This window comes from Pseudomonas aphyarum (assembly GCF_028657055.1).
Classification (GTDB): Bacteria; Pseudomonadota; Gammaproteobacteria; order Pseudomonadales; family Pseudomonadaceae; genus Aquipseudomonas; species Aquipseudomonas aphyarum.
Genome location: NZ_JAMDGS010000005.1, coordinates 276154 through 299908 on the forward strand (window position 1 = coordinate 276154; position 23755 = coordinate 299908).

Here is a 23755-nt window from a genome sequence, read left to right on the forward strand (position 1 = left end):
CAAAATTTGCCAACCGCTTCACATCTTCAAATCGCCGCACTCAGTGGGCGTCGTGATCCCAGATCCAGTTCCAGATCCCCGGCAGGTTCACCGGTTTCGACGACTCGCCCACCGTGCGCGCCAGCGCGGCTTTTTCCAGTGTCGCGCGATCGTCATAGAACGGTTTGTCCGCCAGTCGCACGCCGGTGGCGGCGGCGCTGTCGAGCAGAATCTGCAAGTACTCGCGGGTGTGACGGGCGGTGTAGCGGTTGAGGTCGTGGAAGGTCACCACCACCGGAATCACCCCGTCCACGGTTGGGAGTTCGCCGAGGGCAATCCGTTCCCGGACTTCCGACAGCTGACGCAGCATGTTTGCCCGCCGCCGGGGGCTGGCATTGAAGCCCCAGATCTTGCCGTCGTTGGCGCTCAGGTCGGTCAGCAATACCTGCATGTGGTGCTGCTGATAGGCGGCGAAGGTGCGTTTGTCGTAGTTCCAGAACGGCGGACGCAATAACGTCGGCGGCGCGCCGGTAATTGCCGCGATGTCCGCCGAGCCGTTGGTCAACGTGGTTTCGAGCTCATCCGGGTCGAGCAATCGATGATTGGTGTGCCAATGGGTGGCGGTGTGAAAGCCCAGAATGTGCCCTTCGGCGTGCTCGCGGCGCATGACCCGCCGGCCGATCTGACTATTGCCAGCTCGCGGCGCGCGGGTCTGGACGAAAAACACCGCTTTGATCCCCGGCTGCAGCGGGTTGTCCTTGAGGCTGTCGAGCACGGTGTCGGTCGGGTTGAAAAGACTGGAAGCGCTGGGGCCGTCATCGAAGGTCAACAGAAAGCGCACAGGCGCCTGCTCTTTGAGCCGGGCTTCGGTCTGCGCGGTCATTTCGATGGGAGCGGCGATGCACCCGGCCAGCCCGACGGCCAACGCCATCGCGCAGAAAAGCTTGAACCACTGTGTCATGTTTTGCCTTGAGCCCGACCGTTGCGGTCATGTTGTCGATTGGCAAAACTCCTTCGCCGCTGCTGCCTCCCTGCGACCCATTGAGATGGGCCGAGGTTGGATAAAGATACACAGGGTTTGGTTCCGGTGCTCGCTCAGCGTGCCAGTGCCTGTTGAAACGAGCTGTCGATGATCCCCGCCGTGGCCAGCGGAGCCGGCAGCGCCTTGACCTTGAACAGGAAGTCGGCGGTGCTTTGCAGATCGGCGGCGGCCTGTTGATCGACCGGGCCGACCGTCATGTGCGCCTGGCGCAACCAGTGCCGCGAAACCTGCTGATCGAGGTTGGCTTTCTTCGCCCACAGGTCGGCGTATTCGTCGGTGTGGCTGTCGACCCAGGCCCGGGCCTGCTTCAGGCGCCCGAGGAAATCGGCGATCGCTTCGCGCTTGCTGTCGATGGACGGCGCCGACGCCGCAATCGCGCTCAAGCCCGGCATCAGGTTTTTCGCCGTGAGAATCGGCCGCGCACCGGAGAACACGATCTGCTGGGAAATGTACGGTTCCCAGACCGGGAACGCATCGATGCTGCCTTGCGGTAGCGCCGCCGCTGCATCGATCGGCATCAGCTTGACGAAGTCGACGTAGTTCTCCGGCAAACCGCCCTGCTCCAGCGCCCGCAAGGTCAACTGCTGACTCCAGGCACCCGGCCAGTAGGCGACTTTTTTGCCCTTCAGGCCCTCGATGGTTTTCACCGGAGAATCCTTGGGCACCAACAGGGCGATGGTGTCCGGGTTCTGTCGCGACACACCGATCAGCTTCACCGGCGCCTGTTTGGCGGCCAGAAACAGAAACCCCGAATCCCCCAGGAAACCCAGATCCAGCGAGCCGGTCTGCAACGCCTCGGCCAATGGCGCGGCGGCCTGGAAGTGTTTCCAGTCGACCGTGTAAGGCGCGTCCTTCAACACGCCGGACGCTTCTATGGACGCGCGGATGTTGTAGTAATTCTGGTCGCCGACGTGCAGGACCAAAGGTTCGGCAGCGTAGGTCAATGGCGTGGCAAACAGTGCGCTGGTCAACGCGGCGCGTAGGAAACGTGAGAGCTTCATGGCGAGTCCTGCAGAAGGGATTTTTATAGACCATAACGCTCTTACAAATCAGATTTGAAATTCGATTAGCGCATAAGCTCAGCACCTTCCCGCTGCACTGTTGGCCAAGCAACAGTGGCTCGGCACAGTGTTTTCCCTGCAACACTTCCAACCTGAAAAACCGGCGTCAAACCCCGTAAATACGGGACAAGGCGCACATGGCACAGAGCCTGCAATATTCCATTCATGCAGGAAGCATTCGATAAAAATATCTTTTTGGACATAGGAATCTGTTGCCTTGCCGGAGCGTGCCCATGAAATCCCTCTTACCGTTTTCCCGCGTCAAAACGCTGCTCGCGGCCTGCGCAGTAGCCCTGAGCCTGCAACCGCTCGCCCACGCTGCCGAAGCGCCGCCGGCCGAAGTGCATCTGGATTACGCCTATTATTCGCCGGTCAGCCTGGCGCTCAAACACCTGGGCTACCTGGAAAAAGCCCTGCCCCAGAGCAAAGTCAGCTGGGTGCTGAGCCAGGGCAGCAACCGCTCGCTGGAATACCTCAACAGCGGCGGCGTGGATTTCGCCTCGTCGGCCAGCCTCGCTGCCGTGCTCAGCCGGGCCAATGGCAGCCCGATCAAATCGGTCTACGTCTATAGCCGCGCCGAGTGGACCGCGCTGGTGGTGCGCAAGGACTCGCCGATCCAGTCCGTCGCCGACCTCAAGGGCAAGAAAATCGCCGCCACCAAAGGCACCGACCCGTACCTGTTCACCCTGCGCACCCTGCAACAGGCCGGGCTGAAAAAGGACGATGTGGAACTGGTGCACCTGCAACACCCGGACGGTCGCACCGCGCTGGAGAAAGGCGATGTCGACGCCTGGGCCGGCCTCGATCCGCACATGGCCGCCAGCCAGGTGCAGGCCGGTTCGCGCCTGCTGTACCGCAATCGCGACTTCAACAGCTACGGCGTGGTCAGCGTCACCGAGCAATACGCCAGGCAGCACCCGCAAACCATCGACACCGTGATCAAGGCCTATGAACTGGCCCGCGAGTGGTCGGTGAAAAACCCCGACGAGCTGGCCAAGTTGCTCGCCAGCGAATCCGGTCTGCCGCTGGACGTGGCCAAGCTGCAACTGTCGCGCACCGACCTGAGCAGCCCGCAACTGACCGCCAGGGACGTGCTGGCCTCGAAAGCCGCAGCACCGATTCTGGTCTCCGAAGAACTGGTGCGCCGTGGCGTGAATGTCGATCAGGTGATCGACCAGTTGATCGACACCGGTTTCCAGCAAGTCGCTGCCGCCCAGTAACCGATCAGGCTCACAACAAGTCCGCGCCCGTCGCGGATTTGTCGTGAGCGGAGAACCGTCCATGAGCAACGACTTGCCCGCCCGCCTCGCCTTGTCGGCACCACGCCGAAAACTCCCACTGTTGAATCCGCTCTGGCGTCGGCGCCTTAAAGGGCTGGCCCTGCCATTGCTGATCGTGATCGCCCTGGAATTTATCGTACGCATCGGCTGGCTACCGTCCTACCAGATGCCCGCACCGAGCGAGATCGCCCTGACCCTCACCGATCTGGCCGAAGGCGCCTTGTGGAAGCACATCGGCGCCAGCCTGATTCGCGTGCTGCTGGGGTTTGCCATCGGCGCGAGTCTGGCGCTGGTGTTTGCCGCATGGGTCGGCCTCAGCCGCGAAGCCGAAGCCTATCTGGAACCGACCTTCGCCGCGCTTCGTTCGATTCCCAGCCTGGCCTGGGTGCCACTGTTGCTGCTGTGGCTGGGGATCGACGAGACCTCGAAAATCGTCCTGATCGCCATCGGCGCGTTCTTCCCGGTGTACGTCAACGTGGTCGCGGCGATTCGCAACATCGACCGCAAACTGGTGGAAGTCGGACACATCTACGGCTTCAGCCCGCTGCAACTGGTGCGAAGGATTCTGTTGCCCGCCGCCCTGCCCGGTCTGTTTACCGGATTGCGCAGCGGCATGAGCCTGTCGTGGATGTTTCTGGTGGCGGCCGAACTGATCGCGGCGACCAAAGGGCTGGGTTACCTGCTCAGTGACGGTCGCGAAACTTCGCGGCCGGACATCGTGCTGGCCGCGATCATCGTCCTGGCGCTGCTGGGCAAACTCAGCGACGGCCTGCTGGCCATATTGGAACGCCGCTGGCTGGTCTGGCGCGACGCGTTCACCGGTCAGGGCAGCAAGGATTGAAGCGTGCAACTAAGCTCAAACCTTCAGGCAGCTGTTCGCCGGAGGGTCGGCCGATGTGCGGAAGACTGTCGCAATACCGGGGCATCCACGATTTCGTCGCGGTGCTGAGCATTCCCGATGCGCTGATCAATCACGTCGGCGACGCACCGCTGGCGCATTACAATGCCGCGCCCACCACGTCGCTGGCCATCCTCCATCAGCACCAACAACGGCTGTACGCCGACAATCTGCGCTGGGGCTGGCGTCCGCACTGGGCCAAGGATCGCGTCGCACCGATCAACGCGCGGGTGGAAAAAGTCGCCCACGGGCCGTTCTTTCGAGCGATCTGGCGTCATCGGCTGATCGTGCCGGTCGACAACTGGTTCGAATGGGTCGATGCACCCGACAAAAGCCGACAGCCCTGGCTGATTCGTCGCACCGATCATCAACCGGTTTTCTGCGCCGCCATCGGCCAGTTTCCGACACCCGGCGAACCTCCACGGGAAGACGACGGCTTAGTCATCATCACCGCCAACAGCGAAGGCGGCTTGCTCGATGTGCATGACCGACGCCCGATCGTGCTGTGCGCCGATCGGGTGCAGGAATGGCTCGATCCCGCCACGCCCACCGAACGCGCCGAGCAGATGTTGCTGTTCGAAGCCGAACCCAGCGAAGCGTTCCAATGGCACAAAGTCGGCAAAGCGGTGGGCAACTCCCGAAATCAGGGTGCGGAATTGATTGAGGCGGTGACGTAAATAAATGCCGGCGTGGTGCGTTATCAAGAGCAGGAATCCACGAATTGAATCCTGCGTGTTACACGCGGTGTTTCATTCGCGAAACAGGGAGCTGAAACAGTCGTTTGAGTGAACTAACCGCCTGTCTGACATTTCAATCGTCATACATACTTTTAGAAACACTACGGATAGCATGCGCGCCGCATTTCCTATTGGCATACCAGTTGACCAAAGAGTCAGCAAAACCAGGAATACCCCACAAACTAACAAGCCTTGCAGAGAACTAAGTTGCGCGACGATTTTGCAATCAAACAGGTCACAGGCCTGGAGTGTATTCATCTGTCCACGACAGAACGCTTTCAACTCGACTGTTTTATCGGCCACTACATAAAGACTCGAAACCTGCGTGACGTACCCGATATCGACCGCATCCTGCGCGCCACCCTCGAAAGCTACCCGTGCCACCCGCCGGTGATGGTCAACGAGCTGAATGCCTGGATCGACAAGACCTTGGGTTATCGGGCCTCCCACCCCGATTTCACGCAGCTGGACGATCTTTGATGAAACGAAAAAGCCCCGCAATCGCGGGGCTTTTTCGTTGTGGCGTTCAGGGTTTCAGCGGGCGTTCCTGATCACGGTCGGACAACTCGCGGCTGTCATCATGTTTCCAGGTCTGTTCCTTGTGTTTCTCCCGCTCGATCTCTTCTTCACTCGGTTCGTCATCTTCTTCGGGACGTTTCTGCTCGGTTGCCATGTTCACCTCGCTAATGGAATTCATCCATTAAGCGTAGAACTTAAAGCCACCAGCGCAATAGAAAGAAGAACGCCATGCTCAATAGCATGCTAAGCAACGTATTACGCGTATAGATCACCAGGCCGATTGCCACTAGTGAACTCAGCAGATAAGGGTTATCCCACTGCAGATTCAGTTGTTTGTCCGGCATGAACACAATCGGCCCGCAAATCGCGGTCAGCATGCCCGGCACGGCAAAACCGAGAAATTGCCGCGCATTGCTGCTCAAGCGCACCGGCAAACGCGGTTCGAGAAACACGTAACGGTTGAGGAACACCAGAATCCCCATGCCGATAATCACTGCCCAGACCATCATGTGCGCTCCCGATACAGCTTGTTGCAGATAAACCCGGCGGTCATGCCTGCCAGGCCCGACAGCACCAGCGCCGAACCCCATTGCCAGTAACTGAACAACACCGAGCAGAACAGCGACACCGCCACGCAGACCACGGTCGGCACATTGCGCACCACCGGGGTGATCAGGGCGATGAAGGTCGCGGCAATCGAGAAGTCCAGCCCCAGATGCTCAAGCCCCGGAATGCTGCTGCCGAGCACGATGCCGGCCAGGGTGAAGAGGTTCCAGGCGATGTAGAACGTCAGGCCGACGCCCAAGGCGTACCAGCGGTTGAACTGCTGGCGGTCGTGCTGACTGGTCAGAGCGAACAGTTCATCAGTGAGCAAAAAGCCCAGACCGATACGCCAGCGACCCGGCAACGGCGAAATCACCTGGCGCATGCTCATGCCGTAGAGCAAATGTTGCGAGGTCAGCAGCAAGGTCGTCAGCAGAATCGAGAAAATCCCCGCGCCGCCCTTGAGCATGCCGATCGCCACCAATTGCGCAGCGCCGGCGAACACGATGCTCGACAGGCCCTGCCCTTGCAGCGGCGTGAGGTTGGCTTCGATCGCCATGGAGCCGGCCAGCAGTCCCCACGGCGCGGTCGCCAGGGATAACGGCATGATCGCCGCGGCTCCGCGAAGAAAAGCACTGCGCGGCATTAATGAGTCAGACATAACACTCTTCAACCGTGAGACAAGACCCCGGACTCTGCCAGCAAACGCCCATGGGTGGCTTGAACAATCTTGCGCAGTTGGCGCAAATCCTTCCTTCCGTCAGTCGTTTACCGGCGTAACATGGCAACCATTCACACACGCGTCAGGGAGACGACATGCTGTATCGGATAGCCGCCGACGGGCTGGTGCTGTTTCATTTGCTGTTCATTCTGTTCGTGCTGTTCGGCGGGCTGCTGGTGCTCAAGTGGCCGCGGCTGATGTGGCTGCATTTGCCGGCGGCGGCTTGGGGCGTGGCGGTCGAGGTGTTGCACCTGACCTGTCCGCTGACCTATTGGGAAAACCTGATGCGCCATGCCGCCGGGCAAACCGAATACGCGGGTGGCTTCATCGAACATTACGTCTGGCCGATCATCTACCCGGCGGGGTTGACGCCGCAGATTCAACTGGTGCTGGGCAGCGTGGTGCTGGTGGTCAACCTGCTGGTCTACGGGCGCCTGATTCGCCGCTGGAAACTGCGGCGCGCCGCGCGCATTCCGTTCTAGCGCGCTTTCAAGGTTTCCAGCCAGGCCGGATCGAGGCGCGTCTGATCGGTGTCCAGACCGAGCGCCTCCATCCGCGCCTTGTGCGCTTCGACTTCCCGGTGCAATTGCGCATGATCGCTGGAGTTGCCGTCCAGTTCATGCATCTGGGTCAGGCCGAGGTGATAGAAACGCAGCACCTTCATCGCCACCGGATCACCCTTCTCCACCGCCGCCGTCACCTGATGCATGACGTTGGTGACGCTCATCAGGCTGCGCTTGAGCCGCCAGCCATACACCGCCGGGGCCATCCAGGTCTGGTTCCAGAACCGCCCGCGCAGCAACGCCGCCGTCAGCAGAAATGCGCCAAACACCCCGCCGACATTGAACCGCAGATTATCCCCGCCCGGCTCGCCGAACAGCGCCACCGCCGCCGTCGAAAACGCCATCGCCAGCACCAGAAACAGCACCGCAATGATCAGCGTGCTGCGCCGGGTCTGCTGGCGATAAGTGATGGCATCGATCGGTTGAATCTCGAACATCGCGACAGGCTTCCATGGCTTGAGTTAAAAAGAGGCTGCGCATTATCGCCTCTGAGGCGGATTTAGCTATGCTGGAGCGCCTTTTCATCTTTTCAACGTCCAACGGGGACATGGCGATACCACGCAGATCGTGCCATCTTCATTCATGGATACACACTATTCGGATGCCATTGGCCATGCCGGCAATGACATCGTTTTAAGGATCACTGCATGACCCAACGACACGTAATCAATGCCTCGGTCAGCCCAAAGGGCAGCCTCGAAACCCTTTCCCAACGTGAAGTTCAGCAACTGAGCCAGGCCGGAACCGGCAGCACCTACACCCTCTTTCGCCAGTGCGCCCTGGCAATCCTCAATACTGGCGCCCATGTCGACAACGCAAAAACCATTCTTGAAGCCTACAAGGACTTCGAGATCCGCATCCACCAGCAGGATCGCGGCGTGCGCCTGGAACTGCTGAACGCCCCGGCCGACGCCTTCGTCGACGGCGAAATGATCGCCAGCACCCGGGAAATGCTGTTCAGCGCCCTGCGCGACATCGTCTACACCGAAAACGAACTCGACGCCCTGAGCATCGACCTCAGCACCTCCCAGGGCATCAGCGACTACGTCTTCCACCTGCTGCGCAACGCGCGCACCCTGCGCCCGGGCGTCGAGCCGAAAATCGTCGTGTGCTGGGGCGGCCACTCGATCAACACCGAAGAATACAAATACACCAAGAAAGTCGGTCACGAACTGGGCCTGCGCAGCCTCGACATTTGCACCGGCTGCGGTCCCGGCGTGATGAAAGGCCCGATGAAAGGCGCGACCATCGCCCACGCCAAGCAGCGCATTCATGGCGGCCGCTACCTCGGTCTGACCGAGCCGGGCATCATCGCCGCCGAAGCGCCGAACCCGATCGTCAATGAGCTGGTGATCCTGCCGGACATCGAAAAACGTCTGGAAGCCTTTGTCCGCGTCGGCCACGGCATCATCATCTTCCCGGGCGGCGCCGGCACCGCCGAAGAGTTCCTGTACCTGCTGGGCATCCTGATGCACCCGGATAACGCCGGCCTGCCGTTCCCGGTGATTTTGACCGGGCCGAAACACGCCGCGCCGTATCTGGAACAACTCGACGCCTTCGTCACCGCCACCCTCGGCGAAGCGGCGAAAAAGCACTACGAAATCATCATCGACGACCCGGCCGAAGTGGCGCGGCAGATGACCGCGGGCCTCAAGGCCGTGAAGCAGTTCCGCCGCGAACGCGCCGACGCGTTCCACTTCAACTGGCTGCTGAAGATCGACGAGGGCTTCCAGCGCCCGTTCGATCCGACCCACGAAAACATGGCCAACCTCAAGCTGCACCGCGATCAGCCGCCCCATGAACTGGCGGCCAACCTGCGCCGCGCGTTCTCCGGGATCGTGGCCGGCAACGTCAAGGACAAGGGCATCCGCCTGATCGAGGAACACGGGCCATACCAGATCCGTGGCGACGCCGCGATCATGCAGCCCCTCGATCTGCTGCTCAAAGCCTTCGTCGCCCAGCACCGGATGAAACTGCCGGGCGGCGCGGCGTATGTACCGTGCTATCGCGTGGTGTCCTGACCCGAAGAGACAGGTGCCCGAAGCGCAACGCTTCGGGCACTGCTTATAAAAAGAGTGAACCATGGATCACATCAACCACATCCTGATCGTCGACGATGACCGCGAGATCCGCGAGCTGGTCGGCAATTACCTGACCAAGAACGGCCTGCGCAGCACCGTGGTCGCCGATGGCCGGCAGATGCGCAGTTTTCTGGAAGCCAACACGGTCGACCTGATCGTGCTCGACATCATGCTCCCCGGCGATGACGGGCTGGTGCTGTGCCGCGAGTTGCGCGCCGGCAAACACAAGGCGATCCCGATCCTGATGCTCACCGCCCGCGACGACCAGACCGACCGCATCCTCGGCCTGGAAATGGGCGCCGACGATTACCTGACCAAACCCTTCGCCGCCCGCGAGCTGCTGGCGCGGATCAACGCCGTGCTGCGCCGCACGCGAATGCTGCCGCCCAATCTGCTGATCACCGAAACCGGACGCCTGCTCGCGTTCGGCCGCTGGCGCCTGGACACCACCGCCCGCCATCTGCTCGATGAAGACGACACCATGGTCGCCCTCAGCGGCGCCGAGTATCGCCTGCTGCGGGTGTTTCTCGATCATCCGCAACGGGTGCTCAGCCGCGATCAATTGCTGAATTTGACCCAGGGTCGCGACGCCGACCTGTTCGACCGCTCCATCGATTTGCTGGTCAGCCGCCTGCGCCAGCGTCTGCTGGACGACTCCCGCGAGCCGACTTACATCAAAACCGTGCGCAACGAGGGTTATGTTTTCTCCTTCGCTGTGGAGATGCTCGCCGAATCCTGACGGATTTGTATCGCTCTGTATAAATTCGCCGCGCAGATACGTAACCCGTGTTTTCGGGCCGCAACACCACATATCAGCGATACACCCTCGCGTTTGAATGAACCCACCAGAAAGCACTGGTTCACTCATCATCAAACGCAAGGAGAAGCACCATGTTCAAGTCCTCGAAATCCCTGGTACTCGCAATCAGCCTGCTCGGCGGCCTGGCCCTGGCCGACCTGGCGTCCGCCAGCTCCCAGCCGCTGATCGCGGAATACGGCTCGGAAAACCTGCAGAAGGATCGCGTTGCCGAAGGTGGCGCGGATCGCTTGCAGGAACTGCGTGAACGCGTGGCTGAAGGCGGCGCAGATCGTTTGCAGGAACTGCGCGAACGTTCGGCCCGCAGCGTACTGGTCGCCGAGAACCGTCCCGAGTTCGGTTCCAAGTACCAGCGCTACTGATCGTTTGTACCGCCGTTGTCGATTCCTGCCGGGGGCGCTCTGCCCCCGCAGCGTTCACTACCGATAAGCCTTGTTCTCTGACACAAAAGCCCCGCTGTTTCCCCACGACAGCCGGCATGGCTCGTACTAAGCTGCGCGATTGATTTGTTCAGGGACGATCCATGAAACGATTTGCCGCCTGTCTGCTGTCCATGCTGGCCCTGACGGCCACTGCGGCGGACCTGCAACTGCTCACCGACAACCATCCGCCCCTGCATTTCATGCAAGGTAATCAACTCGCAGGATTCGGGGTGGACGTGGTGCAGGCCCTGGCGACCCAGACCGGCGATCGCATCCATCTGCAACAAGTCCCGCTGCTGCGCGCCCTGCGCATGGCCAGCGACACCCCTGACACCGGCGTATTCACCGTGCTGCGTACCGACGAACGCGACGATCGCTATCAATGGGTCGGGCCGTTGATCGAAGTCGAAACCGCGCTGTACGCCCGCGACAATCTCCAGCCTCCCGTGCACAGCCTGCGTGAAGCCGATCACCTGGGCCGGATCACCGTGCCGCGCAAATGGCTGGTCTACAGCTATCTGCAAGGGCAAGACCTGAACAACCTCTACGGCGTGGAAACCCCGGAGCAGATGATGCGGCTGTTCAGCCTGGGGCGTACCGATTTCGTGGTCTCCGATACCTGGTCCAAGGCCGCCCTCGCCCGCGAACAAGGCATGGAGCCGGGACGCTTGCAGTACCAGATCCCGTTGATGAAGCAGAACACCTACATTGCGTTTTCGCCGCAGACCGATCCGAAACAGGTCGCACGCTGGCAGCAGGCGCTGGATACATTGCGGGCCGACGGCCGTCTGGAGCAGCTGCGCCAGCGCTGGCTGAGCAATACCCTACCGCGCTGATCAGGCATCAACGCCTTCGATAACGACTATGCGCAAGGGTGTTTTCACATCAAAACCCTCCAGCACTAGAGTGGGCTCCATCTTCTCCCCACTCTCTGGAGCAACATCATGAAAGACATCATCGCACTCGGCTTCATCGTTTCCCTGATCGGCGCCACCTCCGCGATCGCAGCCCCACACGCCAGCACCCCGGTTGTCGCAGCGGCGACCGTTGGCCAGTCCGGCACCCTGAACGTCGACACCGTCAGCATCGATGCCGAACACAAAGGCAGCCTCAACCTGCAACAGAATGCCGAACAGACCAAACTGTACGTCGCGGAAAACCGTCCGGAATTCGGTTCCAAATATCAGCGCTACTGAGTAATCGGTTTGAGCTGCCAGAAACAGGAAACCCCGCCGAAGCGGGGTTTCTTGCATTTGGGCGTCAGCGTACCAATCGTGCGGCCAGTGCCTTGGCCTGTGACGCCACGTCGGTGACGGCGGTGCTTTCCCACCACATGCCACGCAACGGCGGGCCCATGGCGAACAGGCGATTCGAGACCCGGCCTTCTGCATCCAGAACCGCGCCGTCCACCGCCGCCGCGATGCCCAGCGCCAATGGCCCGGGTCGAACCAGACCGCGCGCCAGCAACTGCTGCGGCAAAGGTCGCGCGACCCGGCGCCAGTCGTATTCGATCCCGCTGGAGTTGATCAACGCCGCGCCTTGCACCACGCGGGTTTCAGCCTCACCTCGAGGGCGAATGCGGATATTCACGCCGTCGCCCGGCGCCGGCTCAAGCCCCTTGTAAGACGCCGCATGAATGCGAAATCGCCCTTCCCGGTGCAGACGCTCGACCAATTCCGCACTCAGCGGCGGTGAACGATGGTGATGACTTTCCCACCACGGTCGCACATGGCGGACGAATTGCCGGCGCTGCACATCGCTGGCCTGACTCCATAACCGGCCGATGTGTGCGCGCACGGTGTCGAGCGGCGCCTGCCAGTCGATGCCCTGTGCGATGGCGTCGCGGCAATGCCGGCGCAATTCGCGCAATAGCTGGCGTGGCGTGCGAATACTGTGATCCTCGGCGAGGAAGTCCACCCACGCGGGCGGTTGACGACGAACATGGGGCAACAGCCCGTGCCGGGAAAACACCTCGATCGGCCCGCGATGCCCGGCCTGCTCCAGCGACACCACGGCATCGACCATGGTCAGGCCGGAGCCGATGATAAGCACCGTTGATTGCGGATCGAGTTGACGCATGGCCGCGACATCCCACGGATCGAGTGCCGCCGCGTTGAGACCACTGGACTCCTTTTGCGGGGTTCGGGCCGCCGGGAACATACCCGTCGCCAGTACTGCAAAAGCGCCGTGCAGTTGCAGGCCATCACTCAAGGTGAACTGCACGGAATCGCTGGAGGCCTGAACATCGACCACTTCGGCGCGCACATGCTCGACCGTCGAACCGTGTTGCGCGCCCACCTGCTGCGCCTCCGCCAAACGCTGCTGCACATACACACCGAACAACCCGCGAGGTGGAAACAGTTCGCTGACCGGAACGTGCTGCTGATCCGACTCCGGCCAGCCACCGCCAGCGATGTGATCGGTCAGCCATTGGGTCAGGTCATCGGCATTGTCCGGGTCAACGCTCATCCGCGCCGCGTTGCCGTTGAGCGTGTGGCCCAGCTCCACCGCGCTGTACGCTTCGCCCCGGCCCAGCTCGGCCCGGGGCTCGATCACCAGAATCTTTCTGCGCCCCGGCAAACGCAGCAATTGCACCGCCAGCATCGTGCCGCTGAGGCCGCCGCCGACAATCAGGATGTCGGCGTGACGCAGTGCGGTCGTATCGGTTTGAGTCATGCCGTTCTCGCAGCTGAGGATATGCTCGGGCCAGTGTCATTCAGACGCCGCGAAGACGTCTAGACAGACGCGACTTTTTTCTCCTGTCGATGCAGCTCGCCCAGGTTTCGATAACCACTGCCCGGATGAATCTCCGGCAGTCTCGGCCCTTCGCCAAACAGCTTCTCGCGCAAGGTCCCCGGTGCGTATTCGGTCTTGTAGACACCGCGCTTCTGCAACTCCGGCACCAGCAATTCCACGGCATCGATGAAGGTTTCGTGGGTCAGCGCATAAGCCAGGTTGAAGCCATCGACGTCGGTTTCATCGACCCATTCCTGCAACAGGTCCGCCACCGTTTCCGGGCTGCCGACGAACAGCGGGCCGAAGCCGCCGATGCCGACCCAGTCGGCCAGTTCGTTGGGGGTCCAGACCTTGTTCGGATCCGCCGTGGAAAACGCTTCGACCGCCGACTGGATTGCATTGGTGTGCACATGTTTAAGCGGTTCGTCCGGTTTGAAGCGGCTGAAGTCGATGCCGGTCCAGCCGGAAATCAGCGCCATCGCGCCCTCGTAACTGACCCAGGATTTGTATTCTTCGAACTTGGCTTTGGCCTTGGCGTCGGTTTCGCCGAGGATCACGGTTTGCAGGTTGAAGATCAGAATCTTCGACGGATCGCGCCCGGCCTCGGCGGCGCGGCGGCGGATGTCGGCCACGGTTTTCTTCAGCAGCACTTTCGATGGGGCAGCGACAAATACGCACTCGGCATGCTCGGCAGCAAACTGCTTGCCACGACTGGAAGCGCCGGCCTGATAGAGAACCGGCGTGCGCTGCGGCGACGGTTCGCAGAGGTGAATGCCCGGCACCTGGAAGTGTTGACCGTGGTGGCGGATCTCGTGGATCTTGCTCGGATCACTGAAGATCCGCCGCTCGCGATCCCGCAGAATCGCACCCTCTTCCCAACTGCCTTCCCAGAGTTTGTAGCAGACCTCCAGGTATTCCTCGGCGAAGTCGTAGCGCGCGTCGTGTTCGGTCTGGGCTTGCTGGCCGATGTTCTTGGCACCGCTCTCCAGATAAGAGGTGACGATGTTCCAACCGGCACGGCCCTTGGTCAGGTGATCGAGGGTCGACAGGCGTCGTGCGAATGGATACGGATGTTCGAATGACAACGAAGCAGTCAGACCGAAGCCCAGGTGCTCGGTGACCAGCGCCATCGGCGGGATCAGTTGCAACGGATCGTTGACCGGCACCTGCGCCGCCTGCCGGATCGCCGCTTCGCCATTGCCGTTGTACACGTCGTAGATGCCCAGCACGTCGGCGATGAACAAGCCGTCGAACTTGCCGCGCTCGAGGATTTTCGCCAGATCGGTCCAGTACTCCAGATCCTTGTACTGCCACGAGCGATCCCGAGGGTGAGCCCACAGGCCTGGCGACTGATGGCCGACGCAGTTCATGTCGAAGGCGTTGAGACGGATTTCGCGGGGCATCAGATGGCACTCCCGATTGTCAGGAAGTGTTTAAAAGTTTGATTGGAAGCAGTCATGTGAGGCGACTCCGTGGTTTCCGGATGAGGATCCAGAACCCATAGCAGGAGTCATGCCTGAATATATTTTCGTTATTTATCAATAGATTGAGATAACAACCTAAAGCACTCTGGACGCAAGATGGAGCAATTTGTTTATCCGCTGTCGGCCCTGCAACAGTCAGATCACCACATTGCGCACGAAGCGCGCGGCCACTTCCCCGTCATTGCGATAGGTGTGCGGCTGGTTGCTGGCGAACATGAAAAACTCCCCGGCGGCGATGCGCTGGGGTTGATCGCCGAGCATCAGCGTCAGGCAGCCTGCGAACACGAAAATCTGCTCGCTCCAGCCTTCGGCATCCGGTTGCGAGGGATAGACCTCGCCCGGTTGCAGGCACCATTCCCACTGTTCCACCGCACGAGTGGCGTTGGCCTTGGACAGTAAAACGGCTTTGCTGCCGGGGATGCTGCCGGCCCAGGCGAGTTCGTTGATACGGCCGGGATCACGGTTGTCAGGCGCCTGGATCAGATCGCTGAAGGCCACTTCGAGGGCTTCGGCGACGCGGTCGAGGGTGGTCAGGCTGACATTCTTCTCGCCGGCCTCGATGGCCACCAGCATTCGCCGGCTGACCCCGGACTTTTCCGCGAGGGCCGTCTGGCTCATGTCGGCCGCGTGGCGCAGGCGCCGGACGTTCTGGCTGACGTGTTGCAGGACCGAAGCCCGCTGAACGGAATCTTTGTGCACTATATTGCTCACTGGCTGGGGTTGGGCAGTATACTGCGCAACATTTGGCGCATTGTGCGTCTCCTCCTTAAAAGTGCGCAAGGTCATGACGTCAGCCAACTCCCCCCAAACTCCCCTGCGGTTTTCCCGGTTCAGCAAAGCCGAGTGCGTGCTGGTGCTGATCACCATGCTCTGGGGCGGCACCTTTCTGCTGGTGCAGCACGCGATGACCGTCAGCGGCCCGATGTTTTTCGTCGGCCTGCGCTTTGCCGCCGCCGCGAGCATCGTGGCGCTGTTCTCATGGAAACACCTGCGTGAACTGACCCTGTTCGAACTCAAGGCAGGCGCCTTTATCGGCGTGGCGATCATGCTCGGTTATGGCTTGCAGACCGTCGGTTTGCAGAGCATTCCCAGCAGTCAGTCGGCATTCATCACCGCGCTGTACGTTCCTTTTGTGCCGCTGCTGCAATGGCTGGTCCTCGGCCGGCGCCCGGGTCTGATGCCGAGCATCGGCATCATGCTGGCGTTTACCGGGCTGATGCTGCTTTCCGGGCCATCCGGTGCTTCGCTGAATTTCAGTCCCGGTGAAATCGCCACACTGATCAGCGCCATTGCGATAGCGGCCGAAATCATCCTGATCAGTAACTATGCCGGGCAGGTCGATGTGCGTCGCGTAACCGTGGTGCAGCTGGCGACGACTTCGGTACTGTCGTTCTTGATGGTGGTGCCGACCGGCGAGGCGATTCCGGACTTCTCGTGGCTATTGCTGAGCACCGCCCTGGGCCTGGGCGCGATGAGTGCGGCGATTCAAGTGGCGATGAACTGGGCGCAGAAAAGTGTCTCGCCGACCCGCGCGACCTTGATCTACGCCGGTGAGCCGGTGTGGGCCGGGATCGTCGGTCGTATTGCGGGTGAGCGCCTGCCAGCGATTGCATTGGTGGGTGCAGGGCTGATCGTGGCGGCAGTGATCGTCAGTGAATTGAAGACCAAAGGCAAAGAGACACAAACGGTCACGGAAGAATTGGAGCACGAGACCGAAGGCTAAACGCGGTTTTTACGGCTACTTTGTAGGATTCAGAGACATCCTCGCGTTTGGCGATCCGGGAGCTGGCACGTATGATGCTTCACAAACTTCCGCAGATTAGAAGCCTATGTCCCTGATAGTTCTACTGCTTCTGCCTTTTCTGGGCAGCTGTCTGGCAGCCGTGCTGCCGCACAACGCACGTAACGCCGAATCCCTGCTGGCAGGTTTGGTCGCACTGATCGGCACTGTCTCGGTCGCGCTGCTGTATCCGCAGATCGCCCACGGCGGCGTGATCCGCGAAGAATTCACGTGGCTGCCCAGCCTGGGCCTGAACTTCGTCCTGCGTATGGACGGCTTCGCCTGGCTGTTCTCGATGCTGGTGCTGGGCATCGGCACCCTCGTCTCTTTATATGCCCGTTATTACATGTCGCCGGACGATCCGGTGCCGCGTTTCTTCGCGTTCTTTCTGGCGTTCATGGGCGCCATGCTCGGGCTGGTGATCTCCGGCAACCTGATCCAGATCGTGTTCTTCTGGGAGCTGACCAGCCTCTTCTCGTTCCTGTTGATCGGCTACTGGCACCACCGCCACGACGCACGGCGCGGCGCCTACATGGCGTTGATGGTCACCGGTGCCGGGGGATTGTGCCTGCTGGCGGGGGTCATGATCCTCGGCCATGTGGTCGGCAGCTATGACCTGGACAAGGTCCTGGCCGCCGGCGATCTGATTCGCGCACATGCCCTCTACCCCATCCTGCTTCCCCTCATTCTTATCGGCGCCCTCAGCAAAAGCGCCCAGTTCCCCTTCCACTTCTGGCTGCCCCACGCCATGGCGGCGCCAACCCCGGTTTCGGCATACCTGCACTCGGCGACCATGGTCAAGGCCGGGGTTTTCCTGCTGGCCCGCCTGTGGCCGTCGCTGTCCGGCAGCGAAGAATGGTTCTACATCGTCAGCGGCGCCGGTGCCGCCACGCTGTTGCTCGGCGCGTACTGCGCGATGTTCCAGAACGATCTCAAAGGACTGCTGGCCTACTCGACCATCAGCCATCTCGGCCTGATCACGCTGCTGCTGGGCCTGAACAGTCCGCTCGCCGCTGTGGCGGCGGTGTTCCACATTCTCAACCACGCGACCTTCAAGGCTTCGCTGTTCATGGCCGCGGGGATCATCGACCACGAAAGTGGCACCCGCGACATCCGCAAGCTCAACGGCCTGTTCAAACTGATTCCGTTCACCGCCACTCTGGCGATGGTGGCCAGTGCGTCCATGGCCGGCGTGCCGCTGCTCAACGGTTTCCTGTCGAAAGAAATGTTCTTCGCCGAAACCGTGTTCATCAACGCCACCGCCTGGGTGGAAGCCGCATTGCCTATCGTCGCAACGATTGCCGGCACATTCAGCGTGGCCTACTCGCTGCGCTTCACCGTTGATGTGTTCTTCGGCCCGACCGCCACCGACCTGCCGCACACTCCACACGAACCGCCGCGCTGGATGCGTGCACCGGTTGAGTTGCTGGTCTTCACCTGTTTGCTGGTGGGGATTTTCCCGGCCCAGGTTGTAGGCCCGTTGCTGGCCGCGGCCGCCTTGCCGGTGGTGGGTGGCGTGCTGCCGGAATACAGTCTGGCGATCTGGCACGGCCTCAATGCACCGATGATCATGAGCCTGATCGCCATGTCCGGCGGCATCGTGGTCTATCTGCTGCTGCGCAATCAGCTCAAGCGCGGTCGTTTCAAATTCCCGCCACTGGTGGGCCGCTTCAACGGCAAGCGCCTGTTCGAGCGCAGTCTGGTGGCAATGATGCGTCTGGCCCGGCGGCTGGAGCGGCGGATCGGCACCAAGCGCCTGCAAACCCAGCTGTTCCTGATGGTATTGGCAGCAGTGCTCGCCGGCCTGATCCCGATGCTGCACAGCAGCCTGAGCTGGGGCGACCGGCCGAAGATTCCTGGCTCGATCGTGTTCGTGACCCTGTGGCTGCTGGCAATCGCCTGCGCCCTCGGCGCCGCGTGGCAGGCCAAGTATCACCGTCTCGCCGCCCTGACCATGGTCAGCGTCTGCGGTTTGATGACCTGCGTGACCTTCGTCTGGTTCTCGGCGCCGGATCTGGCCCTGACGCAACTGGTGGTTGAAGTGGTGACCACGGTGCTGATCCTGCTCGGCCTGCGCTGGTTGCCACGGCGGATCGAAGAGGTTTCGCCGCTGCCAAGCAGCCTGCGCAAGGCGCGGGTACGGCGTCTGCGCGACTTGCTGCTGTCGATTGCCGTCGGTGGCGGCATGGCGCTGCTGTCCTACGCCATGCTGACCCGGCAGACGCCAAACGACATTTCCTCGTTCTACCTGAGCCGTGCCCTGCCTGAGGGCGGCGGCAGCAACGTGGTCAACGTGATGCTGGTGGATTTCCGCGGTTTCGACACCCTTGGCGAAATCACGGTGCTCGCCGCCGTAGCCCTGACCGTGTTCGCCCTGCTGCGTCGCTTCCGCCCACCGAAAGAAAGCCTGCAACTGCCGGCCCAGCAACGCCTGCTCGCTCCCGACGTGGTCACCGATCTGGTCAACCCGCGTTCGGCCAGCGACACCGCGCTCGGTTTCATGATGGTGCCGGCGGTGCTGGTGCGTCTGTTGCTGCCGATTGCGCTGGTGGTGTCGTTCTACCTGTTCATGCGCGGGCACAACCAGCCGGGTGGCGGCTTCGTCGCCGGTCTGGTGATGTCGGTGGCGTTCATCCTGCAATACATGGTCGCCGGCACCCAGTGGGTCGAGGCGCAAATGAGCCTGCGACCGCTGCGCTGGATGGGCACCGGCCTGCTGTTCGCCACCGTTACCGGGTTGGGGGCGATGGCGGCGGGTTATCCGTTCCTCACCACCCACACCTGGCATTTCAGCTTGCCGCTGCTGGGTGACATCCATATCGCCAGCGCGCTGTTCTTCGATATCGGCGTCTACGCCGTGGTGGTCGGCTCGACCTTGCTGATCCTCACCGCCCTCGCCCACCAATCGGTCCGGGGCCACAAAACCGCTACCGCCAAAGGAGCCGTCTGATGGAAGAAGTCATCGCAATCGCCATCGGCGTGCTCGCCGCGTCCGGGGTCTGGCTGATCCTGCGGCCACGGACGTTCCAGGTAGTGATGGGCCTGTGCCTGCTGTCCTACGGCGTCAACCTGTTCATCTTCAGCATGGGCAGCCTGTTCATCGGCAAGGAGCCGATCATCAAGGACGGCGTACCGCAAGATCTGCTCAATTACACCGACCCGCTGCCCCAGGCGCTGGTGCTGACGGCCATCGTCATCAGCTTCGCCATGACCGCATTGTTTCTGGTGGTGCTGCTGGCCTCACGGGGCCTGACCGGCACCGACCACGTTGACGGAAGGGAGCCCAAGGAATGACGGCGATGACTCACCTGATCGCCGCACCGATCCTGCTGCCGCTGCTGACCGCCGCCATCATGCTGATGCTTGGCGAAAAGCACCGACCGCTGAAGGCGAAAATCAACCTGTTCTCCAGCCTCCTCGGCCTGGGCATTTCGGTGATGCTGCTGCAATGGACCCAGACCACCGGCGTGCCCGGTTCCATCGGCGTCTACCTACCGGGCAACTGGCAGGTGCCGTTCGGCATCGTGCTAGTGGTCGATCGCCTGTCGGCGCTGATGCTGGTGCTGACCGGGATCATCGGCGTCAGCGCCCTGCTGTTCGCCATGGCCCGCTGGGACGGCGCCGGGTCGAGTTTTCACGCCCTATTCCAGATTCAGTTGATGGGTCTTTACGGTGCATTCCTGACGGCGGACCTGTTCAACCTGTTCGTGTTCTTCGAGGTATTGCTGGCCGCGTCCTACGGCCTTTTGCTTCATGGCTCGGGCCGGGCGCGGGTGTCGTCGGGGCTGCATTACATCTCGATCAATCTGCTGGCCTCGTCGCTGTTCCTGATCGGCGCTGCGTTGATCTACGGTGTGACCGGCACGCTGAACATGGCAGATCTGGCCCTGAAGATCCCGCTGGTGCCGGAAGCAGACCGTGGCCTGCTGCACGCCGGCGCAGGGATTCTGGCCGTGGCGTTCCTGGCCAAGGCCGGCATGTGGCCGCTGAACTTCTGGCTGGTGCCGGCCTACTCGTCGGCCAGCGCACCGGTGGCGGCGATGTTCGCGATCATGACCAAGGTCGGCGTCTACACCCTTTTGCGTCTATGGACGCTGCTGTTCTCCGGCCAGGCCGGAGCTTCGGCGTATTTTGGCGGCGACTGGCTGATCTACGGCGGCATGGCGACCATGGCCGGCGCGGGCGTGGCGATCATTGCCGCGCAACGTCTGGAACGCATGGCTAGCCTGAGCATTCTGGTGTCGGCGGGGATCCTGCTGTCGGCCGTGGGTTTCGCCCAGCCGAACCTGATCGGCGCCGCGCTGTTCTATCTGGTCAGCTCGACCCTGGCGTTGAGCGCACTGTTCCTGCTGGCCGAGTTGATCGAACGTTCGCGCACCGCCATCGAAGTGCCGCTGGAAGACGAAAACGAACTGCTGCCGCGTCCGCAGGAATGGCAGCGACCAGTCAAGGGCATCAACCTCGACGACGATCAGAAAGCTGTGGTCGGTCAGGTGATCCCGTGGACCATGGCTTTCCTCGGTCTGAGCTTCATTGCCTGCGCGCTGCTGATTATCGGCATGCCGCCGCTGTCCGGGTTCATCGGCAAGCTGAGCCTGATCGGCGCCCTGCTCAACCCGCTGGGTCTCGGCGCCGGCGAACCGATCTCGAATGCCGCCTGGGCGTTGCTGGCCCTGCTGATCCTTACCGGCCTCGGCTCGTTGATGGCGTTCTCGCGCCTGGGGATCCAGCGCTTCTGGTCGCCAGAGGAGCGCCCGTCGCCGCTGCTGCGCAAACTGGAATGCACGCCGATTTTCCTGCTGCTCGGCCTGAGCATCGCGCTGACCTTCAAGGCTGAACCGCTGCTGCGTTACACCCAGGCAGCAGCCGATGCCCTGAACAATCCGCAGCAATACGTGATGGCAGTGCTCGGCACCCGCGCAGTGCCCAGCCCGGAAGCCAAGGCTGCGCTGCTGGAGGTGCAACCATGAAGCGTCTGTTCCCTGCTCCGTGGTTGTCGCTTGCGCTGTGGTTGCTGTGGCTGGTGCTGAACCTGTCGGTCAGCCCGGGCAACCTGCTGCTCGGTGCCGTACTCGGTTTCTGCGCCCCGCTGATGATGCGCAAACTGCGTCCGCAACAAATTCACATCCGCCGCCCGGGCACGATCCTGCGATTGTTTCTGCTGGTCGGGCGTGACGTGATCGTCTCGAACCTGCAGGTGGCCTGGGGCGTACTCAACGCCGGTCGTCGACCGCTTCGTTCACGCTTCATCAAGGTGCCGCTGGACCTGCGCGATGCCAACGGCCTGGCGGCGCTGTCGATGATCTGTACGGTCGTGCCCGGCACGGTGTGGTCGGAACTGGCGCTGGATCGCAGCATTCTGTTGCTGCACGTCTGGGATCTGGATGACGAGGCGCAGTTCATCCAGCACTTCAAGGTCACTTACGAGCGGCCGTTGATGGAGATTTTCGAATGAGCCCGCTGCTGTCGAACGCGATTCTGCTGACGCTGTTCCTGTTTTCCCTGGCCATGGTCCTCACGCTGGTGCGCCTGTTCAAAGGCCCGTCGGCGCAGGACCGGGTACTGGCGCTGGATTACCTGTACATCGTCGCCATGCTGATGATGCTGACCCTGGGGATTCGCTACTCCAGTGACACCTACTTCGAAGCGGCGCTGCTGATCGCGCTGTTCGGCTTCGTCGGCTCGTTTGCCCTGGCGAAATTCCTCCTGCGTGGCGAGGTGATCGAATGAACGCTGAACTGTCTCTTTGGGTGGAAATCCCGGTGGCGATCCTGCTGGTCCTCAGCGGGATTTTCGCCCTGATCGGCGCGACCGGCCTACTGCGGATGAAGGACTACTTCCAGCGCATGCATCCGCCGGCGCTGGCATCGACGCTGGGCGCGTGGTGCGTGGCACTGGCATCGATCATCTGTTTTTCCGCGCTCAAGTCCGAGCCGGTGCTGCACGCATGGCTGATCCCGATTCTGCTGTCGATCACCGTGCCGGTGACCACCTTGCTGCTGGCGCGGGCGGCGTTGTTCCGCAAGCGTATGGCCGGGGATGACGTGCCGGCCGAAGTCAGCAGCCGGCGTACTGAAACCGGAAGCTAGATCCAGGCGACAGCCAACAGCCCGGCTCCCAATATCAGACACAGCGGTGAGTAAACCCAAGTGTCGAGCCGGGCGAACCGCGATCCCTTCACTTCCTTGAAAAAACCCACCAGCTCCGAATCGCCAATCGCCCGCGCAAACATCAGCAGCGCAATCGCGCTGATCACCCATTGCAGCGCCCAGTGATGCACGGCGGGCAGCCACCACCCCACCCGCATGCACACCAGTGCGGCAATCAGTAGCAGCGCTGCCGCTACCACCAGCGTGATCCAGCCCGACGGTTTGAACGCCGGCCTGAGCGTCAGCCCGCCGTTGTCCACCGGAACCTGCGGCACCACCGCCACGGCCGCCCACTGCCCACCCATCGCCCAATACACATGCATCAGGCTGATCACCGCAAATATCGTCACCAGCCATTGAGCCAACACAAAGGTCATGGTCGAGAATCCTTTCAAGGGATTTGAACAAAACATCCTAGTCGGCATTTTTCCATGTGCACGACCGGTCGGCGGTGCGGTAAAGTGCCGCCCCATGAAATTCACCCGTACCGATCGCTCACTGCTGGCCTGGATGCTCTATTGCTGCGTCCTGTTCAACGTGTTCGCCTGCAGCATCGGTCACGGACAAATGGTCGGCATGCAGCTCAACGGTATCGGCGGCCAGTTCTGCGCCGTCGACCCGAGCACCCAGGCGCCGCTCGCCTCGAATCCCGTCGAAGAAAAACTGCCGACCCTGGCCAAGGCCTTCGGTTGCCCGCTGTGCTCCACCGGCGGCATGGGCCCGGCGTTCAACTCCAGCCTGACCCTGGCGATCCTGCCTGAACAACACAGCCCGCCGCTGCCGGTCATCGTCAGCGCCGACCTCCCTGCCCGCTTCATCTGGCCTTCGGCCAACCCCCGCGCCCCGCCGCTCGCCTGAGTGTCCTTGCCTTTTTGATTTGTCAGCCCACTGCGCCAACGCGCGGCGTTCGCCTGTGCGCTGACTCCTAGACAAGCATTCAGGA

At 61.7% G+C, this 23755-nt stretch carries 28 protein-coding genes; 18 read left to right on the forward strand and 10 right to left on the reverse strand.

The genetic code is table 11. The features are described 5' to 3' along the window. Nucleotides 1–40 precede the first annotated feature (40 nt). On the reverse strand, nucleotides 41–940 hold the full coding sequence (locus M5G18_RS08040) for a polysaccharide deacetylase family protein (RefSeq protein WP_273897440.1): 900 nt from the start codon (nucleotides 938–940) through the stop codon (nucleotides 41–43). 134 nt (nucleotides 941–1074) lie between these two features. Further along, complete coding sequence (locus M5G18_RS08045) at nucleotides 1075–2022, reverse strand: ABC transporter substrate-binding protein (protein ID WP_273897441.1); 948 nt, start codon at nucleotides 2020–2022, stop codon at nucleotides 1075–1077. A 293-nt stretch (nucleotides 2023–2315) separates the two neighbouring features. Between M5G18_RS08045 and M5G18_RS08050 the strand changes: the two genes are divergently transcribed. The 4 genes from M5G18_RS08050 (at nucleotide 2316) to M5G18_RS08065 (ending at nucleotide 5477) form a co-directional block, all read left to right on the forward strand. Beyond that, nucleotides 2316–3302: an aliphatic sulfonate ABC transporter substrate-binding protein gene (locus M5G18_RS08050; protein ID WP_273897442.1), complete on the forward strand. Its 987-nt coding sequence runs from the start codon at nucleotides 2316–2318 to the stop codon at nucleotides 3300–3302. A gap of 61 nt (nucleotides 3303–3363) precedes the next feature. After that, nucleotides 3364–4203: an ABC transporter permease gene (locus M5G18_RS08055; RefSeq protein ID WP_011334671.1), complete on the forward strand. Its 840-nt coding sequence runs from the start codon at nucleotides 3364–3366 to the stop codon at nucleotides 4201–4203. Between the two features lie 53 nt (nucleotides 4204–4256). Next, nucleotides 4257–4937 (forward strand): SOS response-associated peptidase, encoded by a 681-nt coding sequence (locus M5G18_RS08060; RefSeq protein WP_273897443.1) that lies wholly within the window; start codon nucleotides 4257–4259, stop codon nucleotides 4935–4937. Between the two features lie 267 nt (nucleotides 4938–5204). Then, nucleotides 5205–5477 carry a hypothetical protein gene (locus M5G18_RS08065; RefSeq protein ID WP_192561400.1) on the forward strand — a complete coding sequence of 91 codons (273 nt, stop codon included), beginning with the start codon at nucleotides 5205–5207 and terminating at the stop codon, nucleotides 5475–5477. Nucleotides 5478–5523: 46 nt separating this feature from the next. Here the strand turns inward: M5G18_RS08065 and M5G18_RS08070 are convergent, their stop codons facing one another. The 3 genes from M5G18_RS08070 to M5G18_RS08080 are packed head-to-tail and all read right to left on the reverse strand — an operon-like array spanning nucleotide 5524 to nucleotide 6720. Then, a complete protein-coding gene (locus M5G18_RS08070; RefSeq protein WP_007950514.1) occupies nucleotides 5524–5670 on the reverse strand; it encodes a hypothetical protein in 147 nt (48 codons plus the stop codon). A gap of 40 nt (nucleotides 5671–5710) precedes the next feature. Continuing rightward, nucleotides 5711–6022 (reverse strand): AzlD domain-containing protein, encoded by a 312-nt coding sequence (locus M5G18_RS08075; RefSeq protein WP_166742327.1) that lies wholly within the window; start codon nucleotides 6020–6022, stop codon nucleotides 5711–5713. Then, nucleotides 6022–6720: an AzlC family ABC transporter permease gene (locus M5G18_RS08080; RefSeq protein ID WP_085648391.1), complete on the reverse strand. Its 699-nt coding sequence runs from the start codon at nucleotides 6718–6720 to the stop codon at nucleotides 6022–6024. The genes M5G18_RS08075 and M5G18_RS08080 overlap by 1 nt, the downstream gene beginning before the upstream one ends. A gap of 155 nt (nucleotides 6721–6875) precedes the next feature. On the opposite strand from M5G18_RS08080, the gene M5G18_RS08085 reads away from it, so the two are divergent. Continuing rightward, nucleotides 6876–7262: a DUF2784 domain-containing protein gene (locus M5G18_RS08085; RefSeq protein ID WP_039766992.1), complete on the forward strand. Its 387-nt coding sequence runs from the start codon at nucleotides 6876–6878 to the stop codon at nucleotides 7260–7262. Here the strand turns inward: M5G18_RS08085 and M5G18_RS08090 are convergent. After that, entirely contained in the window at nucleotides 7259–7780 is a 522-nt protein-coding gene (locus tag M5G18_RS08090; protein ID WP_007950518.1) for a DUF3087 domain-containing protein, read from the reverse strand. The genes M5G18_RS08085 and M5G18_RS08090 overlap by 4 nt on opposite strands. Nucleotides 7781–7990: 210 nt before the next feature. Here M5G18_RS08090 and ppnN point away from each other — a divergent pair, with 210 nt between their 5' ends. The 5 genes from ppnN to M5G18_RS08115 all read left to right on the forward strand — a co-directional run bounded on the left by ppnN (nucleotide 7991) and on the right by M5G18_RS08115 (nucleotide 11859). Next, a complete protein-coding gene (ppnN, locus tag M5G18_RS08095; RefSeq protein WP_007950520.1) occupies nucleotides 7991–9364 on the forward strand; it encodes a nucleotide 5'-monophosphate nucleosidase PpnN in 1374 nt (457 codons plus the stop codon). Nucleotides 9365–9425: 61 nt separating this feature from the next. Then, nucleotides 9426–10163, forward strand: coding sequence for a response regulator (locus M5G18_RS08100; RefSeq protein WP_039766999.1), 738 nt, complete (start codon nucleotides 9426–9428; stop codon nucleotides 10161–10163). 152 nt (nucleotides 10164–10315) lie between these two features. After that, the gene (locus M5G18_RS08105; protein WP_273897448.1) at nucleotides 10316–10603 is read left to right on the forward strand and encodes a hypothetical protein; all 288 of its coding nucleotides are present in this window, start codon (nucleotides 10316–10318) and stop codon (nucleotides 10601–10603) included. Nucleotides 10604–10764: 161 nt separating this feature from the next. Continuing rightward, a complete protein-coding gene (locus M5G18_RS08110) occupies nucleotides 10765–11499 on the forward strand; it encodes a substrate-binding periplasmic protein (protein ID WP_179694590.1) in 735 nt (244 codons plus the stop codon). A 108-nt stretch (nucleotides 11500–11607) separates the two neighbouring features. Beyond that, nucleotides 11608–11859, forward strand: a complete 252-nt coding sequence (locus M5G18_RS08115) for a hypothetical protein (protein ID WP_207983069.1) — start codon at nucleotides 11608–11610, stop codon at nucleotides 11857–11859. A 64-nt stretch (nucleotides 11860–11923) separates the two neighbouring features. Here the strand turns inward: M5G18_RS08115 and M5G18_RS08120 are convergent, their stop codons facing one another. From M5G18_RS08120 to M5G18_RS08130, 3 genes are all read right to left on the reverse strand, one after another. Continuing rightward, on the reverse strand, nucleotides 11924–13339 hold the full coding sequence (locus M5G18_RS08120) for an FAD/NAD(P)-binding protein (protein ID WP_273897451.1): 1416 nt from the start codon (nucleotides 13337–13339) through the stop codon (nucleotides 11924–11926). A gap of 59 nt (nucleotides 13340–13398) precedes the next feature. Further along, nucleotides 13399–14802 (reverse strand): LLM class flavin-dependent oxidoreductase, encoded by a 1404-nt coding sequence (locus M5G18_RS08125; RefSeq protein WP_273897453.1) that lies wholly within the window; start codon nucleotides 14800–14802, stop codon nucleotides 13399–13401. Nucleotides 14803–15018: 216 nt separating this feature from the next. Continuing rightward, entirely contained in the window at nucleotides 15019–15582 is a 564-nt protein-coding gene (locus tag M5G18_RS08130) for a helix-turn-helix domain-containing protein (RefSeq protein WP_273897454.1), read from the reverse strand. 85 nt (nucleotides 15583–15667) lie between these two features. Here M5G18_RS08130 and M5G18_RS08135 point away from each other — a divergent pair, with 85 nt between their 5' ends. The 7 genes from M5G18_RS08135 (at nucleotide 15668) to M5G18_RS08165 (ending at nucleotide 22752) form a co-directional block, all read left to right on the forward strand. After that, a complete protein-coding gene (locus M5G18_RS08135; protein WP_179694586.1) occupies nucleotides 15668–16606 on the forward strand; it encodes a DMT family transporter in 939 nt (312 codons plus the stop codon). A 106-nt stretch (nucleotides 16607–16712) separates the two neighbouring features. After that, nucleotides 16713–19613 (forward strand): monovalent cation/H+ antiporter subunit A, encoded by a 2901-nt coding sequence (locus M5G18_RS08140; RefSeq protein ID WP_273897457.1) that lies wholly within the window; start codon nucleotides 16713–16715, stop codon nucleotides 19611–19613. Beyond that, entirely contained in the window at nucleotides 19613–19957 is a 345-nt protein-coding gene (locus M5G18_RS08145) for a Na+/H+ antiporter subunit C (protein WP_003192163.1), read from the forward strand. Before M5G18_RS08140 ends, M5G18_RS08145 begins: the two co-directional genes overlap by 1 nt. Continuing rightward, on the forward strand, nucleotides 19954–21633 hold the full coding sequence (locus tag M5G18_RS08150) for a monovalent cation/H+ antiporter subunit D (RefSeq protein WP_085602918.1): 1680 nt from the start codon (nucleotides 19954–19956) through the stop codon (nucleotides 21631–21633). The genes M5G18_RS08145 and M5G18_RS08150 overlap by 4 nt, the downstream gene beginning before the upstream one ends. Continuing rightward, the gene (locus M5G18_RS08155; RefSeq protein WP_085602916.1) at nucleotides 21630–22118 is read left to right on the forward strand and encodes a Na+/H+ antiporter subunit E; all 489 of its coding nucleotides are present in this window, start codon (nucleotides 21630–21632) and stop codon (nucleotides 22116–22118) included. The genes M5G18_RS08150 and M5G18_RS08155 overlap by 4 nt, the downstream gene beginning before the upstream one ends. Then, a complete protein-coding gene (locus tag M5G18_RS08160) occupies nucleotides 22115–22393 on the forward strand; it encodes a K+/H+ antiporter subunit F (RefSeq protein ID WP_007910754.1) in 279 nt (92 codons plus the stop codon). The genes M5G18_RS08155 and M5G18_RS08160 overlap by 4 nt, the downstream gene beginning before the upstream one ends. After that, nucleotides 22390–22752 (forward strand): Na+/H+ antiporter subunit G, encoded by a 363-nt coding sequence (locus M5G18_RS08165; protein ID WP_273897465.1) that lies wholly within the window; start codon nucleotides 22390–22392, stop codon nucleotides 22750–22752. The genes M5G18_RS08160 and M5G18_RS08165 overlap by 4 nt, the downstream gene beginning before the upstream one ends. On the opposite strand, the gene M5G18_RS08170 is transcribed toward M5G18_RS08165, so the two are convergent. Continuing rightward, entirely contained in the window at nucleotides 22749–23189 is a 441-nt protein-coding gene (locus M5G18_RS08170; RefSeq protein ID WP_007950535.1) for a DUF3995 domain-containing protein, read from the reverse strand. The genes M5G18_RS08165 and M5G18_RS08170 overlap by 4 nt on opposite strands. A 94-nt stretch (nucleotides 23190–23283) precedes the next feature. On the opposite strand from M5G18_RS08170, the gene M5G18_RS08175 reads away from it, so the two are divergent. After that, on the forward strand, nucleotides 23284–23670 hold the full coding sequence (locus M5G18_RS08175) for a DUF2946 domain-containing protein (protein ID WP_273897466.1): 387 nt from the start codon (nucleotides 23284–23286) through the stop codon (nucleotides 23668–23670). The last annotated feature ends 85 nt before the right edge of the window (nucleotides 23671–23755 follow it).